Raw genomic sequence first — 20,014 nt, 5'->3', positions numbered from 1 at the left:
TTCTCCCTCATCCCCCTCATCCCCACTCCCAATGACTAATGACCAATGACTAATGACTAATGACTAATGACTAATGACTAAATTCGGTGTTATTGTTTTTCCCGGTTCTAATTGCGATCGCGATGTTGCTTATGTAACCAGAGACTTGCTAGGGCAACCAACTCGCATGGTTTGGCATCAAGAAACAGATATTGCTGATTTGGATGTCGTTATCATCCCTGGTGGCTTTAGTTACGGCGATTATCTGCGCTGCGGTGCGATCGCGCGTTTTTCACCCGTGATGCAGCAGGTTGTCGAACACGCTCGAAAAGGTAAGTTTGTCCTCGGTATTTGCAACGGTTTTCAGGTATTAACTGAAGCTGGACTTTTGCCGGGGGTATTGACTAGAAATCGGGATTTGCATTTTATCTGCGATCGCACCCCCTTAAAAGTTGAGCGGACTAATCTCTTATGGACGCAAGCTTATAGCAATAGTGAAGTCATCACTTTGCCTATTGCCCACGGAGAGGGGCGATTTTACGCTGATGAAGCCACTCTTGCAGAAATTGAAGATAACGGGCAAGTCGTGTTTCGCTATGAAGGGGAAAATCCCAACGGTTCGCTGAACAACATTGCCGGGATTTGCGATCGCCAGGGCAATGTGTTGGGGATGATGCCGCACCCAGAAAGGGCGTCTGACCCTATGCTGGGGAATAGCGATGGCTTGAGGTTGTTTCAGGGATTGTTAGAGAAAATAGCGGCATTAGCGTAGAGCAAATGCCGGGCGAGTATGTTAGATCCCAAAGCGATCGCTATCTCGGCGATCGCTCCAATGAATAATTAGCAACTAGGGTTAACTTTCCGCAAAATCTCAAATTGGCTCACCATCCCCAAGTCCCAGGAGCGCCTTTGAAAGGCCCAACAATATCGCTGGTGACCCAACCGCCATAGAAGTTACCCGGTTGTGGTTGCACCTCTTCGCCATTCACGTAGCATTTCTCCATTAAATGAGCGTAAAAAGCTACATAATCCTTGATAGCTGCAAAAGCTGGTGTAGGGTTAGGGTAAAACCAAGCAGCATTATAAACTTCTTTTTCGCCAACTCGGATTGTATAGTATCCGGCACTACCCTTCCACTCACAAAAGCTAGATTGCGGTGTCGGCTGCAAATATTCCATTTTGATATCCGCAGGGGGAATGTAGTAAGAAGGAGGATGACTAGTTTCTAAAACACGTTTGGCGTTGTGGGTATCTACAATTATTGTGCCGTTAAAGATTATTTGGATATGTTTACTTGTGTCCTCCAGACGAGGAGGACGGGGGTAATCCCAAACTGATTCTTGTCCGGGAGCGGGTTCAATGCGTTGAGAATTAACCATCGGAAAATCTTGATGTCAAATTAACGTACCTCTTTAAGAGTATCAATTTGCTTGGTAAACAACTCAGTGAATAAACTCAGCACAGTCCGTTCTTCGCGCACTTTTATATTGGCACTGATTGACATACCTGATTGTAAGGTAACGTTTTTACCCTTAATCACTAAGGATTGTTTATCCAATGAGAGCTTTGCCGGAAATCTATAAAACTGATGTGTTTGGTCTGGTGGTAATGCGTCCGATCCTATCCCATCCACTTCCCCTTTGATATCGCCAAATTCGCTGTAAGGAAAAGAGTCAATTCTGACATCTACCTTCATACCTTTTCGGACAAAACCAATATCTTTGTTAGTGATGAAAACTTCAGCTATATAGTTTTCATTGGGGACTATTTGCAGCAGTTTTGTAGTCGGAGTTGCTACAAATCCAGGGTTTTTTGCTTGTAAATCGAAAACTGTTCCAGCTACAGGCGCACGGAGTTCTTCATATCTAACATTTAACTCTGCTTGAGAGATTTTACTATTGACATCTGCTAAACGCTGCTCATTATCCAGCACAACTTTCATAAATTGGCTATCGATTTCGGCAATCCGCTGTTTGTTATCAGCTATCTTATCCGAAATGTTTTTATCAGAAAGAGCCACCGTATTGCTTAACTCTTGTCGTCCTTTTTCTATATCAAACTGGAGGCGTTTCTGTTCCTCACCAAGTTGTGCTACTTCTGCCGTGCGGTTTTGTACTTCTTGTTGCTGGTTGAGGTACTGAAGTTTAGAAATGCCACCTTCTTCTGCTAATATCCTCAGTTTATCTAAAATCTGCTGTTGAATAGCTAAACTGGCTTTACTATCTGCCTGCTTAATCTGAGTTTGAGTCAGTTGTTTTTTAGTTTTTTCTACTTCTAATTGCGCTGCTAAAGAGCGAGAATATAGTTCTTTTTTGGTAAGTTCTAGACGTTGTTGCTCATCAATTCCTAGCGCATAATATTGACCGGAATTTCTTAATTGAGTTCGCAAGAATTCATTTTCTCCTACTAACGCTGCCCGATTTTTCAGCAGAAAAGCAGTTTCTTGTGGCAAATTACCGCGCAAATATAACAGTTCAGATCCTGTGGTGGTAGTTGCACCCATCAATCGACGATAAATCTGGTTTTCTTTAAGTAATGCAATGCGAATTTTCTTCAAAGAATTTAATTCAGCAACAGAAGCGATGGAATCAAAAGTCAGCAACAAATCTCCTGGTTTTACTGCTTGTCCATCTTTAACATTAACCGTTTTCACCACTCCACTAACAGGAGCCTGAACTTCTTTGACTGTTCCTTGGGGTTTTAATTGCCCTGTTGCTGGCACTACTTGCTCAATTTTTGCAAAATAAGCCCAAGCAATTGCAAAACAGGCTAGCCCCATTAGAGTCACCATGATTGTCCGCGACCAAATTGGAGATTGGCGCAAGACAATGGATTGCTCAAATTCCTGACTGTTTGAGTTAATTAAAGGCTGTTGACCAGTTTTCTGTTGTTTTGTAAGTACTCGTGAATCTTGCTTGACTCCGTTTTTCTGATTGCCGTTGAGGTGATTCCCATTAAGTTGAGTCATAACGATTTTTGATTTTAGATTTGGGATTTTTTGTAGGGTGGGTAGAGTGGGTACTATTTATCTATACCGAAAACCTAGATTTTGATATTTGTAAAATTACCTACTCTACCCTGATTCCTGCGTCTATAAAATGTTGGGAAAACAGAGAATTTACTGATGCCATGCCCCCAGCAGGGACTAATTACAAGTTGACATCTTGTTGCTGATACAGGTAATAATAATGACCTTTAGTAGCCATTAATTCTTGATGGCTACCTTGTTCTATAACCCTGCTATTATCCATCACGACAATCATATCTGCATTACTCACGGTGTTCAGTCGGTGGGTAATAAAAAATACTGTATCACCCTTGAATGCCTTAGCTAAATTGAGACATATTTGCCGTTCTGTGGGATAATCTAATGCGCTAGTTGCTTCATCTAAAACTAATAATTTTGGTCGTTGTAAAACAGAACGAGCGATCGCAATTCTTTGTCTTTGTCCGCCGGAAAGTGCAGAACCCCTTTCTCCCACCCGCGTGTTGTAACCGTTGGGCAAGTTCATGATAAACTCGTGGGCACACGCCACCTGAGCCGCTTCGATAATTTCTTCGGTTGTCGCATCTGGATTCGTCAGAGCAATATTTTCCTGAACGCTGCCGTCAAACAATAATGTCTCTTGGGGAACTACGCCAATCTGCCGTCGCAGTGAATAAAGTTCTACTTTGGCAATATCATAACCATCAATCAAAATTCTACCGGACTCAGTTTCATAAAGTCTGAGTAGTAATTTCATCATCGTACTTTTACCAGACCCACTTTGTCCGACAATGCCGACAAATTTACCTGGCGCAAATTCGAGGTTGACATTGGAAAGTTGCAGAGGGCCAGTTGTGCCAAAGCGGAAGGAAACATTTTCATATTTCACTGCTCCCTTGATCGTAGGTAAGGGGATATTGTAGCGGTCTGTTTCTCCTTCTTGCGGTGTATCGACAATATCGCTTAAACGCTCTAGAGACAAAGCTGTTTCTTGGAAGCTTTGCCAGAGTTGAGCCAAGCGCAATATTGGGCTGGTGACGTAACCCGATATAATTCTAAAAGCAATTAATTCGCCTAAAGTTAATTCTTGTTGCAGTACTAGATAAGCTCCTACCCACAAAACTAGTAAGCTGCTGAGTTTGTTGAGGAAGTTGCTGGTAGAATTAGCCAGGGTAGAAGTCACAACTGTTTTAAAACCAGCGGCGACAAACCGAGCGTAACGCTCTTGCCAGGAAAAGCGCGATCGCAATTCGATATTTTGCGCTTTTACTGTTTGAATTCCTGACATCACCTCAACTAAATAAGATTGAGTTTCGGCGTTGCGTTCGGCTTTGGCACGTAATTGTCTGCTAATGGTGGGAGAAGCAATTAAGGTGATAATCACAAATATTGGAATTGTGCTTAAGCCTACTAAGGTGAGTTGCCAACTGTAAATCAGCATTACACCGATATAGACCACCGAAAACAGAGCATCTAACCCCACTGTTAGAGCAGTACCCGTGAGGAATTGGCGGATATTTTCTAATTCGTTGATGCGAGTGGAAAGTTCGCCCACCGGTCGGCGTTCAAAGTAGCGCAGTGGTAAACGTAATAAGTGGTCGATGATTTGCGACCCTAAACCCATATCGATCCGGTTAGTGGTATCGACAAATAAGTAGGTTCGTAAGGTAGTCAGTACTGCCTCAAATAGCCCGACTACTAATAGCAAAATCCCCAAAATATGTAGCGTGCCAATACTATTTTGAGTGATAACTTTGTCGATAATTAACTGAACGACTAGCGGATTTGCCAACGCTGCCAACTGCACGAAAAAGGAAGCGATAAAGACTTCTATTAGGACTCGACGGTGCTTTGATAAATAGGGCAGAAACCACCGTAAACTAAAGCGCTCTTGAGGTGTTTCTTTAGTAGCAGTGAGCAATAATACCCTAACTTTGGGCGGAAAGTCGGTTGGGTCAACATCTAATTGTTCAACCAATTGAGCAGGTTTGCAGCGGACAATTCCTTTGGATGGCACACCTAGAACCATAGTATTTGCACCCGCTTCATATAAAACGGCAAAATTCTCACCATAGCGAATCAATGCTGGTGTAGGAACGCGCGTCACCGAGGCGACTGGTAGCTCTATCAACTGCGCCTTAAGTCCGATTAACTCTGCCAGGTAAGCAGTAACTTGAAACGATATAACACCCTGACGTTTGACTTGCTCAGTTAAGATGCGGCGAACCACCTCTCGACGAAACGGCATTTCTAAGTGCTTCGCAATCATTTGGAAGCAGGCGAAGGCTGTATTTAGTTCTCCCTTACCACCAAAAAACGGGTATTTCTGTTTTGACGAGCTGTTTGAGGTTTGGGGGGCTGTCTGTGGAACTTCTTCGTCCGATGCGTAGGGGATATCTAGTTCCTCTGCGCGATCTGATTTGGTGTCGCTTACCACAACTTCTATCTGATGGCTATCTTCCAAGCTCAAATCTGACGGATCTATACCAAGCAACCGTGCGGGGTTTTGACTTAGGACCTGGATCTTGTCTCTGTCATCGTCCGATTCTAGAGGATCGCCAGGTGAGAAATTCGTTACGGTACCACCTCCACTCACAAACCAGACCCTTTCTTTATCTAGTTGGTTGAATGGAGTTGTTCCTGGAGGGAGGTAATGTATTTTCGCCTTTGGTAAGGCATTTTCTGCCAGTTCTCTAAGATTTAAAGTAGCGATCGCTTGCTTTTGCCAATAGGAACTGAGAATATCGAAAACTTCTATCAAATAACTGCGGTTTTTGCGAGCATTGGCAAAAGCTGGGTATAAAGCCAGAAAACTAAAATATGCCGATGCATTCAAGGTTAAACATACTACTTCGGTGGAGGCGATCGCTGTTTCACAGGCGATATCGCGCAACAAACCTATTTCGCCAAGAATTTCCCCAGGTTGCAGTAATTTTAGGGTGATTGGCATTTGCGTCTGGGGATCGTATCCCAACAGGCGCACTTGTCCCTCATAAATTATGGTAATGTTTTCCGGGAGACTTTCTTTACCGATGATTTTCTGACCTATGCGATAGCGCCAGGCTTGCACCTGTTCTGATAGATTAGCGATCGCTGCATCTGGTAACCCATCAAACCCTTCTAGGGTGGCGATAAATTCAACAAAAGTGTTCTTAATATAAGTCATAAAAAACAAGTCGAAGGTAAAAGCGAGGAATAAAGCCGAGAATATTAGGGAGTATCTGTTTTACTAACGGTGGCAGTTTTTGCTTTTATGCCAGCAACTGCAAGACTTCTGTAGAATCAGCGTGCTTAAATATGTAAAAGCACAGAGGCGAGGTTCGTCTAATTCCATACCTGCATTCACCTCACAGAGTTCCTGCTGTTTGTTATGCGTTGTTCAAAACAATGATAGTTTAAGTAGATTGAGGACAAGCTATCACTTAGTTCGCACTACATAGTTTATACTATCTTAAAATAATTATTTAGCATTGCAGGTATGCAATATTGATACTTATCATTAAATTAAGACACAGAAACGCGGTTGTTAAACTTAGCGTTGCATATTTTAATTTATGATAATCAACATGAAAATATCACAGATGCTTTCCTAAGTAAATACCCTATTTAAGAAATATGTAAGAAAAAAAACTTTAATTTTTTGAATGATTTTTTACAAATTATTAAATATAAAGATTGACAGTATCACTGATGGCGAAAGACTGTGAGCTTTGCTTGCCAAACAGCGCTACGCTCCATTATTAAATAATTCTTTATCACTTTTTTGCTAGTTAATTTTTATAAAAATTAACTAGAAAAGTAAAGGTGAAGATTTTTGTCCTCGTAGAGAAATCAACTATTAAATTTACGCAGGAAACACTATAACTGCCTTCAGTAAATTTACTAGTTTAATTAATATCGAGTCCATTTAATCGCCACCAATAAAATAACCCCACCCCTTAACTAGGATGAGGTTGTTCTATTTTGCTAAGTAATATCATGTCCGACTAAATACTTGTCATTACGTTCGCTCCTGGCGTTCCCGTTGGCGCAGCCTCTCGTAGAGAAGGGTACGCAGCGATAGCGGAGTGAAGTAATCGCATCCGAAGTGATTGCTAACGTTCCCCTCTGTTTCACTCGCAATGACATATCGTAAGTGATTAAGCGGACTTGATATAATTACTTGAATTTAATATTACGCAACATTGACACTCAAATTTACCTGCACAATCAGATCGTTGTAATCTTTGTCACCACTATTTGCTAAATCTTCAAAGCCAAAGGTATTATTTCCCAACAGGCGAATGTGATCTACTTTATCTGAGTTAGCACCCAAGTATGTGAAGTAAATCTTCCTATTGGCATTGCCATTGGCATCGAGAATTGCATCGGGTTTGCCATCTACAATAATAAATGGTGCAAACAAAGAATTCCCCCCGAAAGTACCGGCGTAATTTGCACTCCCTTGGTTTTCTACCGCCAAGTCAATGCCTCCAACACGCCCACGCACAGCGGCTTCGGCGTAACCAGCCTGGCCAACGAGGATATCTGCTTTCCCATCGCCATTGGTGTCAATACCACCATTCTCATCAGCCACCTTATAGAAGCCGACAAAGTTGTTGTAAGATGCTTCTCTGTTGACTACAAACTCAGCTTTTGCCGATTGTGTCACACTCCGTAAATCAATCACTTCACCTTGCTTTTTGCCTTGCAGACCAGTACCTAAAGATACCTCTTGCTCTGTTGCCTGAATATTCACAACCAAATTCTGGAAGTTGAGAGAAAACCCTTCCTCTTCTGTGCTGTTATTTGTAGTTGAGGAAAAAAGGACACTTGAGGAGGAGGTTTTCCCAGACAGTACAGACTGAGTAGTACTGTTGGATACCAGATAAAATCTGAGTTTGGTGTCAGACTCAAATTCTAATATATTTTTCAGGTCAGTTTGCTTAAAACCCTTGGGCAGCTTGTTAATGGAAGATAAAATCACCTTTGAGCGCAAAAGAGCAGCTTGCGTATAGCCTTGTGCACCAGGAGCTATGCCGTTAATTTTACCTTCATCATCATCAACATTAAATACACATAGTTCATTTACCTCTTTAGCGGTGTTATTTTTAATCTTGATTGAGAGTTTTCTTTTACCACCTTTAATGTTCTGCTTAGTCTTGACACTAAAGATATCGCCTGTAACTATTGTCAGTAGGGTAATCGACTGAATACTAGAAGTAGTATCTTCAGCAACAGAAAGTTTAAACACATCACTGGCTTCATCTCCAGCAACATCCTTGGCGGTGACTTTGATGTTTAAGTTGCCTACATCCTCATTTGTCGGAGTGCCACTGAAGGTACGGGTAGTAGGATCGAACTTCAACCCACTCGGCAGAGGCTTATCGTTTTCTAGGGTAGCAGAATAGGTGAGGATGTCTCCAAGATCCTCATCGCTGAAGGTGTTAGCTGGGACGGTGAAGTTGAAGAGTGTGCCTTCGGTAGCTTCTTGGTCTGCAATTTCTTTTACCAAGATTGGAGCATTATTGACATTATTTATCGTGATTTTAAACACATCACTGGCTTCATCTCCAGCAACATCTTGAGCGGTAACTTTGATGTTTATGCTACCTACATCCTCATTCTCAGGAGTGCCACTGAAGGTTTGGGTAATAGGATCGAACTTCAATCCAGTCGGCAGAGGCTCATCGTTTTCTAGGGTAGCAAAATAGGTGAGGATGTCTCCAACATCCGCATCGCTGAAGGTGTCATCTGGGACGGTGAAGTTGAAGAGTGTGCCTTCGGTGGCTTCTTGGTCTTGAATTGCCTTTGCCACCACTGGAGCATTATTGACATTATTTATCGTGAGTTGAAACACATCACTGACTGTTTCTCCAGCAACATCTTGAGCGGTAACTTTGATGTTTAGGCTACCTACATCCCCACTTGTCGGAGTACCACTGAAAGTTTTGGTAGCAGGATCGAAATTAAACCCAGTCGGCAGAGGGGTATCGTCGTCCAGAGTTGCAGTGTAGGTGAGGCTATCTCCGACATCTGGATCGCTGAAGGTGTTATCTGGTACAGTGAAGGTGAAGAGACTATCTTCAGTGGCTATTTGGTCAAGGATTTGATTTGCCACCACTGGAGCATCATTGACATTATTAACCGTGAGTTGAAACACATCATTGGCTGTATCTCCACCAGGATCTTGAGCGACAACTTTGATATTTAGAATACCTACGTCCCCATTATCAGGAGTACCGCTGAAAGTTTTGGTACCAGTATCGAAGTTCAACCCAGTCGGCAGAGGGGTATCGTCGTCCAGAGTTGCAGTGTAGGTGAGGCTATCTCCATCCGCATCCGTGAAAGTGTTATCTGGTACAATGAAGCTGAAGAGAATATCTTGAGTAGCTATTTGGTCTTGAATTGCATTCGCTACTATTGGAGCAGTTAGTACTGAAGCGTAGGCTGCCATTACTTCTGGGTGAAACGCCAGAGCAGGAACAATTCCCCCTGTAGAAACCTCCAGTTCCCAGTCACCACCTAATGCAGCACTCCCTGTTAAGTCATCAGATGCTGCTACTACAGCAGCTGTCAATTCACTCAGGTGCTGTAGAAATGTTTTACCTTGCTCTGTTTGCCCGACTTCGCAACCATACAATAATAGTTGTGCATCCGCACTCAAAACATTTGCCCAGCCCATGAGTTCCCAAGCATAAAGGTTGAGGGTTTCGTGGCTGAGTAGACTGTTCCCCAGGTAGACTTGCCCTGGTGCGCCGTGAGAAACAATGTGTAGGCTGTTGATTTCCCGATGAGTTGCCAGCACTTGGCTAATTTGTTCAATGCCATTCTGGTCAGCATCTAAGACTACAACAGAGGTGTTCGGCAAGACACCTGCTACTAGACTTTGGTAGTTCTCAACCTGTGGGTCGATGAAAACTAGGCGAGTAGCAGGTAGTTGCTCGTGCAAGTCTTGAGTTGGCTGAGTAGCGATCGCGATCGGAATGGTGTCTGACATAATTACTCTTAATTAATTAATAGTTTTTTCGTTGCAGCCGTTACGTGTCATAACCTGGAAATCACGTGGAAGCAGAATTTTTTGGCATAGCGGAAGGGTCAATTATTCAACTTATAGAAAAAGTTAACAGTTAACTACAGTAAAATTACTGTTTTAATTGATATCGAGTCCATTCTATTGCCCAAAATCAAAAGACTTCCAAATAAAAAAATATCCCATCGCTTTTAAGGCAGGGGCCACTTGGGAGCAACGCGAAAAAGTGAGATCGTCGTGAAATAAGCAGGGGGAGCAGGGGGAACAAAGAGAAAAAATTGGTGATTTTTACTACCTAAATAGCCATGAATACACTTATTTTTTTCTCCCACCCTGCCTCCTCTGCCTCCCCTGCCTCAAGAGCTTACCCATCTCACAAAATCGCATTGCTCCCGGGCACTTAGCTGGGGAAGCAAAAGTCGTTTTGATTCCAAAAATTGGATAATTTATTTTTTGGAGTTCCCCAAACAAACCCACCCCAGAAGCGGCGTGAGTCCATTTGGTTCAGTTTACCAACATCTGGTATTAATACTGCCTATGACCAACTATCTCAGTAGAGGTTTAAGGATTTTAGTAGTTTGGACTCCAGTGAAACGCGGGTGGGGTGGGCATTACAATGGCCACCCCACAATAACGAACTATTTACTGGATCTAGTTTACGTAATTGAAAACCGCTGTTTCGATAGTTATTTAAACCACGCTGCACTTTGGCGTTTAGACTAAGCCACGACGCTAGCAGAAAAAACGAAATCATTTACACTGAGGCTACTTGATGCAATTCCCAGCAATGAAACCAACTCTGTATCTCCGGTTTTCACGATAGTGTCAGCACCCTGTTGGAATAGCCTTAGATTACTGACGGCAATACCGCCCAGCCCGATTTTATCAATGCCGATCGCAAAATCAGTCACAATATTCTTGCTAGTTGGCAGACTGGCGTTAGCAATCCAGAATTGGTCAGCACCAGCACCACCACTCAAGCGATTACCGCCCTGTTGACCAGCAAATAGCACATCATCACCATCGCCACCAAACAAGGAATCATTCGCACTGGAGAAGAGTTTGTCATCACCGGAACCACCATAAAGACGGTTATTGCTGCCATTACTGGTGAGGGTGTCATTGCCGGAGCCACCGAAGGATAATTGACGAGAACCTTCAATTACTGTGAGTTTATCGGCACCTGCTGCCCCAAATAAATTATTACTACCACTAGCTTCAACTACAGCGATCGCATCATTACCATTACTACCATTGGCACTGATATTTTGAGCTGGGCTATTTTGACCAATAAATATGCGATCGTTACCGTCTCCCCCGGATACTGAAGAGTCACTGCCAACGAGTACAGTGTCATCACCGTTTCCAGTCTGGATTGTGTTAGCTTTATTAGCCTCTACAAAGTCTGCTCCATCACCTGTGGATAAGGTTTGATTTGGCTGAACGGTAATATCATCGTTGTTAGTCGAGCCAAACTTAATTTTTTCAGCTTGAGGTTGACCTAAACCAGCAGCAAGGTTGAGAGGATTTTCCAGCTTCAACAAAATGATTTCGTTGTTGTCTATTACTGGATGTTGAGGATTGTTGCCAGGACGCCCTGTTGAGAAGGGATAGTTATTGTCATTAGCAACCAAAATGGTGTCTTTGTCAACAACTAACACATTTTCAATTGTTTGAAATGGGAAGTCAAAGGTTGTTTTCCCGTCACCGTTGATATCGTTAGGGTCTTGGATGTTTAACAAGTCTGCAACTTCTTGTTTGGCTACATAGCCATTAGAATCTGTTTTAGACAAGTCTATTTTGTAAATCCTCTTAAATTTAGCCGCAGCCCCTTGATTGTTATCCCGTTCAATAACTAGATACTCATTATCATTAATAACTGCTAAATCCCCGATGGAATTTGACGGATTATCCAATCTGTAGTAGCGTAACCGATCGCTGTATTTGTGGCTGGCTATATCAAATTCGTTAATCCGTAAAGCACCAGGAGTATCGCCTTGAACAGTACCTTCTAGAAGGAAATAAAGCTTGGTTTTGCTGGCGTTAATTGCTCCGCCTTCAAAACCTTTGGAACTACCCAAGTTAGCAAAAGCATCACCTGAAAGAACATCGGGATTTTGTGGCGATCGCACTATATTATATTGAGGATCGTCTCTGAGGCGATCGCGTACTCCATCGGCGATATCTGGGAAATCTGAGAAGAGTGCATCTACCCCTAATTGATAGAACTGCTGAATTTCTAGTGCTAGCTTGCCTTTATAATCTGCTGCTAGGTATTGATCTTCCGCCCGGAAGGTGTAAGGATGAACCTGCAACCCGGCATTGTGAGCATCTTGAATTAAGGTAGAGGGAGGTAACGTTGTCTTATCAGCATCATTGACTGCTCCATCGCCATTGACATCATCGGCTTTGCCATCACCATTAGCATCAGTACCTTTGACGCTAACAATCATCCGCTTCCAAGGGCCAATGCCATCAGCATAGGTGGCAACTTCAGCCAAGCCTTCTGGAGTTCGCAAGTCGCCATAGGTGCGAGTGTCACCGCTTACCTTCAAGTCATAAGGCTGACTTTCTATAATCTTGCCGTTGATATCAATGTCACTTGCATCTAGCAATTGAACTAGAGGAATATCCACCCCTGCCGCAGGCATAATGCGATCGTGGAGTTCTTTGAGATTACTCACTTCAAAGGACTGGATGAAGATCCGATTGGGGTCAGTAAAGTTATTTGCCTTCAGCGCATCAATTAGTAACTGACTGATGTTTCTGTTAACTTTTTCTGTGGTGCCTACATAGGTAGCTTCATTGGCCAAATAGGTAGGATGCTTAGTTTCAGGGTAGATGCCAATCTTTTTACCTGTTGTCGCTTCTACATCCTTAACCAAATTGATGATTTCCGTGAAAGTAGGAATTTCAAATCGATCGTCAAAGGAATGATCGCGGAAAGGTAAACGTTCTTCTGCACGTAAAGTTTTGATTTCAGCTAAAGTAAAATCTTCAGCAAACCAACCTGTAAGTGTGTTTCCATCTAAACTTACTGTTTTTTTGCGATCGGCAAACTCTGGATGTTTGTAAACATCTGTGGTTGTGTTGCTGAAATTGACAGTGCCATCAGTGTTCAAAACTGCTAAAGCAGGTTCATGGCGAGCAATTAGCACACCATCTTTTGTAACTACTAAGTCAGGCTCAATAAAGTCAGCACCTCGTGCAATTGCTTGCTTATAAGACTCTAAGGTATGCTCTGGACGATAACCACTTGCACCTCTATGACCAATAACTTTAGGTGCTTCTCCATCTAAAGTCTTGAATTGATCGGGTGTAGAAATGGGAGCCTCTAATAACTTACCAGTGGCATCAAAATGCAGCAGATAGGGGCCAAACTCATCTCCAACCCAGATTGTCCCGTCTTTATCAAAGACGAATGACTCTACATCAAAGTCTGCACCAGTCAGTAATCTTCCAGTAGTTCCCTCATTAACTATTTCAAAAGGAACTTTATTGTTAGGGTCAGACAGTTGAATGTAATCTAAAACTTTAACGCTGCCATCGCCATTTTCTGTTCCCTTAAAATTTGGGTCTAGACGGTTGATCCGCAGTAAAAAGTCTTCACTATTATCTTTGCTACCGTAACCATTATCTGATAGGAAGTAGAAAGAGTTGCTGTTAGCAAATTGGACACCACTGAAGCCTTGAATTGGCTGTCCTGGGAAAGGCCCCGTTCTAGCATTGGCTGAGACTTCCTTACCAGAAGCGGGGCCATCACTAAAGGTATCAGCGGGTAAAGAGGCAAAGCCTACTAACTTAGTTGTCATAATTAGAATGTTGGAATATTTGTTGGGTATTTGGATTTAATTGCATCACAAGCTATTCAAGTTATCTCATTACATTACTTGTGGAAAAAATAAATCATGTTCTCATTTTATAAACTGGAATTACGGGGAAATTTCAGAACTACAAAAATATAGTTTGGGCAAGTCCGTTAAGTGAGAGTTATGGAAGGCTTGAGAAATGATAATGGGATGTTAACTACTAATATGTGTTAGTGAGTGTGTAATATTTGGATTACGAATTTAAATCTGTCGATAGTAGTTACAAGAGAACTTAGCTAATACCAAACATATTTTCATCAAAAGATTAAGAAAAGAATAAGTGAAGCAGAAGATATGATTAAAATAGACTTCAGCTAAAAAAATCTTATTTATTAAATTTTATAAAAATTAATTTTTTGTCGTTTTGCTACCAAAATATTTTTGATAATTCGGAAGAAATAGAACTTAATTTTTCAGTTTGAATTTGCTAGCGATCGCATCAATTTTTCTGCATAAGAATAAATAAATCGGCTAGTAGGGGCGTACAGATGCCCCTACGAAAGCCTCAAATACAATCGGCTGTGTCTTCTTTACGAAAATCTAGGTAAACAGACTAAGCCACTACGCTGGCAGAGAAAACGAAGTCATTTGCAGTCAGGCTAGTTGCTGTAATTCCCAGCAATGAAGCCAACTCTGTATTTCCGGTTTTCACGATAGTGTCAGCACCCTGTTGCAATAGCATTAGGGCACTAAATTGAGTAACACCAATACCACCCAGCCCGATTTTATCAATGCCGATCGCAAAATCAGTCACAATGTTCTTGCTAGTTGGCAGACTGGCGTTAGCAATCCAGAATTGGTCAGCACCAGCACCACCACTCAGGCGATTACTACCCTGTTGACCAGCAAATAGCACATCATCACCATCGCCAGCAAACAGGGAGTCATTGACATTAGAGAAGAGTTTGTCATCTCCAGAACCACCGTCAAGACGGTTATTGCTACCGTCACTGGTGAGAGTGTCGTTACCTGAGCCACCGAATAATGATTGACGAGAACCTTCAATTACTGTGAGAGTATCATCACCTGTCGCCCCAAACAAATTATTACTACCACTGGCTTCTACGACGGTAATAACATCATTACCACCGCCACCATCGGCACTGGTATTTTGAGCCGGGCCATTTTGACCAATAAATATGCGATCGCTACCGTCATTCCCGTAAATTGAAGAGTCACTCCCTGCAAGCACTGTGTCATCACCGTTTCCAGACAGGATTGTGTTACCTTTACTAGCCTCTACAAAGTCTGCTCCGTCACCTGCATTAAAGAATTGTCCTGGTTCAAGATTGACTGTATCGCTGTTGTTAGAACCAAAACCGTTCGGAAAAGTAGGTTGTACAGTTGTTAGGTTATTGGGTAATTCGAGAATGCCGAGTTTTTCAGCAGGCGTGTTACCCGTAATATTAAAGTCGTTGTCGTTAATCAAAGCTAGAGTGTTCGGTGCTACCAGTGCCAGACCTTCTAACTTTTCCACCCCGGTGTAACCAACTTGAGCAGCATTAGCAATCAAACTCTTGGTGACAGGGGTAATATTGGCAGCAGCTAACTCCGCAGAGGTCAGTTGTTCAATAGTTTTACCAGATGGCAAGGTAAAGTTTGCAGGGTTGTTGATATTGGTCGCCCCAGCTAAATCAATTTGATAAATTAGTTTATTGCCAGCAGATGTAGCATTGTCATCTCGCTCAACTACTGCAAATTTGCCGTTACCCAAGGAGACTGCATCGCCAATCTTATCGGTTCCTGGTAAACCTTCCAACAGATATAAATACTCTCCTGTTACCTGCTTGGTGACAATATCAAACTCTAGAATTCGCAGATTGAGAGAACTCTTGGAAGTCGCATCATTGGAGACATCGGGATTATCGATCGCACTCTGAATAAAGGCATATAATTTATTACCTTGTAGCGCTACAGCTTCAAAGCCCCGGTTATTGCGGCGTTGGGCATAAACTGCTGGCAATACCTCAGTACCAAAAGTTCTGACTGGTCGATCTGGGTCGGGTGCAGTAGCAGTTCCTGTGGGAATAAAGCGGTCAATCAGTTTACCATCAACATCAAAGTGGTAAATTGCCGGACGGTACTCATCTACCATCCAGTAATCTCCATTTTCCTCAACTACAATCCCTTCCAAGTCTGCACCCAAAGGATCGTTCGTTAGGGGTTGATTGTCCAGATCGACGCCAATTTCATCGGTATAGGCTGTACCATTTGCCCCTGCTTGCAAATTAGGCAGTCCCGTTAATGGCGTCGTCCCTTCTTGGCGAAATAGCCCTGTTCTGTTGGTAATGCTGATTTCACCTGTGGTGCGGTTGAGTTCAAAGCTGACTATTTCTGGCTGGAAGTTGGGTAAGAAAAATGGTCTGTTTGAACCGTTAGATTCTCCATTGGGGCCACGGTCTGTGTTGGTGACAAATTTCAGGTTGCCATTTGCTGCAAACCCTTGGAAATACAACCCAGAAAAACCACCCAAGAAAATATCTTGATTTTTAGAGGTGATACCTAACTTCGGTAGGTTTTCAAATTCATAAATGGTTAGCTTGGGTTGGGCGACAGGATTGCGAGGATCGTAACTAGTGGTGTCGATATTTAAAGAATTGGGGAAGGCATTGGTAATATTCTCCCAAGGCACCAGCTTAAAGTTAGAGTTGACGTTTTCGCCATCGATTGTCTTGGCAGGTTCATTGGAGCCGTCTTGGGTAACAAATAAACCAAATGGGAAGTTAGTCCCCAGCGGTACGTTAATTACATCAGCCCCATCTGACTCTTGCACGCTATCAATTGACCCATTGTTACCAATGGCAAAGTTACCCACATATTCGTTGTTACCTTCACGTGTGTAGGCAACAAAGGTGCTATCGCCTTGGCTGGATGCTAGCAAGTAGCCTGTACCGTTTTTGCCATAGTAGATAGTCAACCCTTCTGCGTCATCTGTGAGGTGAGAACCACCCTCAAAACGAACGCCATCGATCAGCTTGCCTGTTGTGCCACCGTCCGGTTCAGCCTGGAATTTCCAAATGCCCACATCTTCTTGGGCGATGTAGAGAAAGCCGGTTTCTTGGTCAACCACCATCCCCTCTGTTTGGGGAGAACGCCCTTCTGTGGTGGGCGAGGGGATGGTAAACTCCCGCACCAGTTCTGCTCCAATTTTGCCATTCCCTTTGTCAATCAATTTGAACTGAGCTATATCTCCAGTTTGTCGGCGACTAGTAAAGACATAGTAATCATTAGTTACGGGGCTACGGTATAAAGTAACTCCGTAAGAACTGCGAGTTGATGCAGAATAAGGAGGTTCAAAAGGTGATGCTTGGAAGATAGTAGCAATATTGCTATCGGTGATATCTTCCAAATATTGACCGGGGGTGGTGGGGTTGGGGTTAATTTTGAAGATTGCTAGTTTATCATTTTGGCGATCGCTAGCTACGGCAATATCAACAGATTGATTGCCTAATTTAAAACCGTATTGCAAGTCAATATTGTTGTAGCGAATACCACCAGGATTAACTGTTTGTAACAAATTACCAGATAAGTCATAAACCCGCAGTCCAGCATTTTTGACTGAGGTTAGTACTAGGCTATCGGCAGAATTTGTGGCATTGACATAGATCGCAGGATCGTCAGCATCAGCATTTCGATCTACAGCAGGCAGTGCCGGATCTTCATCGTCAAATAAATCGGGGCGGGTTTCTACTATGGGTGCAGCAGTTGGAACTAAGTCTGCATCTAAGGTGAGAATTTGGGTAAATTGGCTTTGGTTGAAATTGTTATCACTCACCAGCACAATTGACTGGCTACCATCTGCTAGTTTGGGGCCAAAGGTAATACCCTCGATGTTATCTGTACCGTTAGGCAAGTTTAAGTCATTTAAATTCAACAGCAGACGTTTTTGAGCGGGTTTGATAGCAGCTAGTTGTTCAGCACTCAAATTATTGAGAGAATCGTAGAAACTAATATCAGTTGCACCTTGCAAAGAAACTTCGTAAATTTTGATGGTGTTGCCTACGCCTTGTGCAAAGGAACGTTCTAACGCCAGTAAAGTGCCCCGATTATCTATTGCTAATAAATCTGTCAAACCATTGTCACTTGAGCCTGTGCTAGGGTTGGGCGATTGAGCGATAGCATCGGTAATATAAAGGTATTCCTTTTCTGGCTGTCCACTAACCAGATTGTATTGCAGAATTCGGGAACGGCTGCCACTAGTGAGTGAAGCCTTTAATCCATCTTGGGACAGGGCGTTTTCGGTGGCGGTGAATAAGGTTTTCTGGTCGGGTGTAATGGTGAGGCTTTCAAAGGCTAAGTTATTGTAAACACCTGATGTCTGCGTATCGTCGGCATCGATAACACCATTGCCATTACTGTCTTCTACTACTGGTAGAAATTTGCGGGGGACAAATAGCGACCGCACTTCTTGCCCCGTTGTCAAGGAAAATTCTTTAATAAAGGGATTGGTAACGCGACCTGCACCAGGATTAACTTCGCCCTCTGAAGATATAAAGACTGTTCCATTATTAGTTAAAGCAATGCCTTCTGGGTCAAGGCTATTGAGTGCAAAGAATTTGCCACTGGTATCTTTCAGAGGTGTGACATTGGTAAAAGTCACTCCCGTTGTAGAAATAGTACCTGGCTCAGTGGTGAAGGTATAAAAGCGGGCAGGGGCAACTTGGGAGCGATCGTCTGAGATAGCATAATAGCGGTTGTTAATTGCATCGTAGGTGACACCAGAAAGTCCACCCACTGGAGTCTGTACCCCATTCACTGTTCCTGCGACACCAGAGGGAATAAAGCCTGTAGCGAAGGTCTTCTGTCCCAAAAATTCTACATTAGGAATGGTTTTACCTGCTTCAGTTGGCCCGGTTTGCACATCTGCGAATATCAAGCGATGGTCAGAACTGGGGAATGGAAAAGTACCTACTGGGGAAAAAATCGAATCAGTATTCAGCGGCCAAAATACTCCTGAGTTGGCAATTTTCAGGTCAGCAGAAGGTAGTACGTAATCTGTTCGCAAGTTTCCGGGAGTCGTATCAGCAAAGTCTGCGGTATCAAAGCTAGGATTACCCTTTTGGCTAGCGTTTGCACCAGCTTGTAAATCTGCTTGTTGGGAACCACCCAGACTGGTAGGAATGACATTAGTATTGATATTGGGATTTTGTAACAGTTGGCGAATAGCGTTATCAAAACTATCACCATCCAACGGATCTGCATTTTGATCGCCCACAATCACAAAGCTTGAACCAGAATCAATCCCGCCCGTTTTACCCTCATCATCGTAGATGTAATTACCTTTACCAGGGGTAATATAGTCTGCCCAAAAGCGGATCTCGTCGTGGTTACGCTTACCGTTGCGGTCTTCCGCGCCATCAAAGCTTGGGGGTGTGGGGTGGCTGGCGAGAACATGAATTATCTCCCCATTCACTTGAATAGGTACGTCCCAATGACTCTTGGAGGACAGGCGTAGAACTTTGAGTTCCTCGTTAGAATACCAATCATTTAGCTGCGGTGTTGTAAGATCGTCAGGAAGCACAGCATTGGGCATATCCTTCCAGAGGAAGTTTTGGAAGGTGCGGACGTTGGCTGTGTCGATGGGATATTTGGACAGCAGCAACATCCCGTATTGACCAGGGAAATTTCCGAATCCTAAAGCATCATCACCGTATCCGGCTGCACCTGGGGTTGTAACAACTGTACCGTTGTTATTTAAGTCAAATCCAGAGGCAATACCCGTGTTGGAAGGAGCGATGTAGAAGTAGGGGTAGTCAACGGGAGTTGCACCGTTTTGGCTGATGGCTAAATAATTTTGCTGGAATAGTTGAACTGCCTCTTGGGAGTAGTCAAACTCGTTAATTAGCAGCACATCCGGGTTATTACGCTGGATAATTTCTGCAACAGCTTTTGCCTGAGCATTATCGGGGGTTGACAAATCGCTTACTAACTCAGCTTCAGCGTTACGGTTTAGGGAAGCATTGAATTGGGAAAAGCGGATTGTATTATTAGTTACCATAAGTTAGTTCTGGGGTAGATTCAAGTTTTGCGAAGATTAGTGGTTATCTACGGAAAACCACAGAACCAAGTCGAAGAGTAGGGGTACGATGAACGCAATATCAACATGGACAAAATAAAATACGTCTTCCAAACCACTATTCTTAGAGGTTGTTAGAAGACAGCTACATA

7 protein-coding genes are annotated in these 20,014 nt (G+C 43.0%); 1 reads left to right on the top strand and 6 read right to left on the bottom strand.

Annotation, left to right across the window (positions count from 1 at the left end; translation table 11 throughout):
* Window positions 1-73: 73 nt before the first annotated feature.
* A complete protein-coding gene (gene purQ / locus V7L01_RS15115) occupies window positions 74-751 on the top strand; it encodes a phosphoribosylformylglycinamidine synthase subunit PurQ (RefSeq protein WP_335036015.1) in 678 nt (225 codons plus the stop codon).
* Between the two features lie 109 nt (window positions 752-860).
* Here the strand turns inward: purQ and V7L01_RS15110 are convergent, their stop codons facing one another.
* The 6 genes from V7L01_RS15110 to V7L01_RS15085 form a co-directional block, all read right to left on the bottom strand.
* Window positions 861-1,358 carry a DUF427 domain-containing protein gene (locus V7L01_RS15110; protein WP_335036013.1) on the bottom strand — a complete coding sequence of 166 codons (498 nt, stop codon included), beginning with the start codon at window positions 1,356-1,358 and terminating at the stop codon, window positions 861-863.
* A 20-nt stretch (window positions 1,359-1,378) separates the two neighbouring features.
* Entirely contained in the window at window positions 1,379-2,947 is a 1,569-nt protein-coding gene (locus V7L01_RS15105; RefSeq protein ID WP_335036011.1) for an HlyD family efflux transporter periplasmic adaptor subunit, read from the bottom strand.
* Between the two features lie 181 nt (window positions 2,948-3,128).
* Window positions 3,129-6,131, bottom strand: coding sequence for a peptidase domain-containing ABC transporter (locus V7L01_RS15100; RefSeq protein ID WP_335036009.1), 3,003 nt, complete (start codon window positions 6,129-6,131; stop codon window positions 3,129-3,131).
* 1,008 nt (window positions 6,132-7,139) lie between these two features.
* Window positions 7,140-9,944 (bottom strand): putative Ig domain-containing protein, encoded by a 2,805-nt coding sequence (locus V7L01_RS15095; protein WP_335036007.1) that lies wholly within the window; start codon window positions 9,942-9,944, stop codon window positions 7,140-7,142.
* A gap of 752 nt (window positions 9,945-10,696) precedes the next feature.
* Window positions 10,697-13,792 (bottom strand): esterase-like activity of phytase family protein, encoded by a 3,096-nt coding sequence (locus V7L01_RS15090; RefSeq protein ID WP_335036278.1) that lies wholly within the window; start codon window positions 13,790-13,792, stop codon window positions 10,697-10,699.
* A 607-nt stretch (window positions 13,793-14,399) separates the two neighbouring features.
* Window positions 14,400-19,844, bottom strand: a complete 5,445-nt coding sequence (locus V7L01_RS15085; RefSeq protein ID WP_335036005.1) for a phytase — start codon at window positions 19,842-19,844, stop codon at window positions 14,400-14,402.
* Window positions 19,845-20,014: the final 170 nt, after the last annotated feature.

This window comes from Nostoc sp. (assembly GCF_036917095.1).
In the GTDB taxonomy this organism is placed as follows: Bacteria; Cyanobacteriota; Cyanobacteriia; order Cyanobacteriales; family Nostocaceae; genus Nostoc.
Note: the sequence above shows the minus strand (reverse complement) of the source record. Positions and strands in the feature narration are given on the sequence as shown.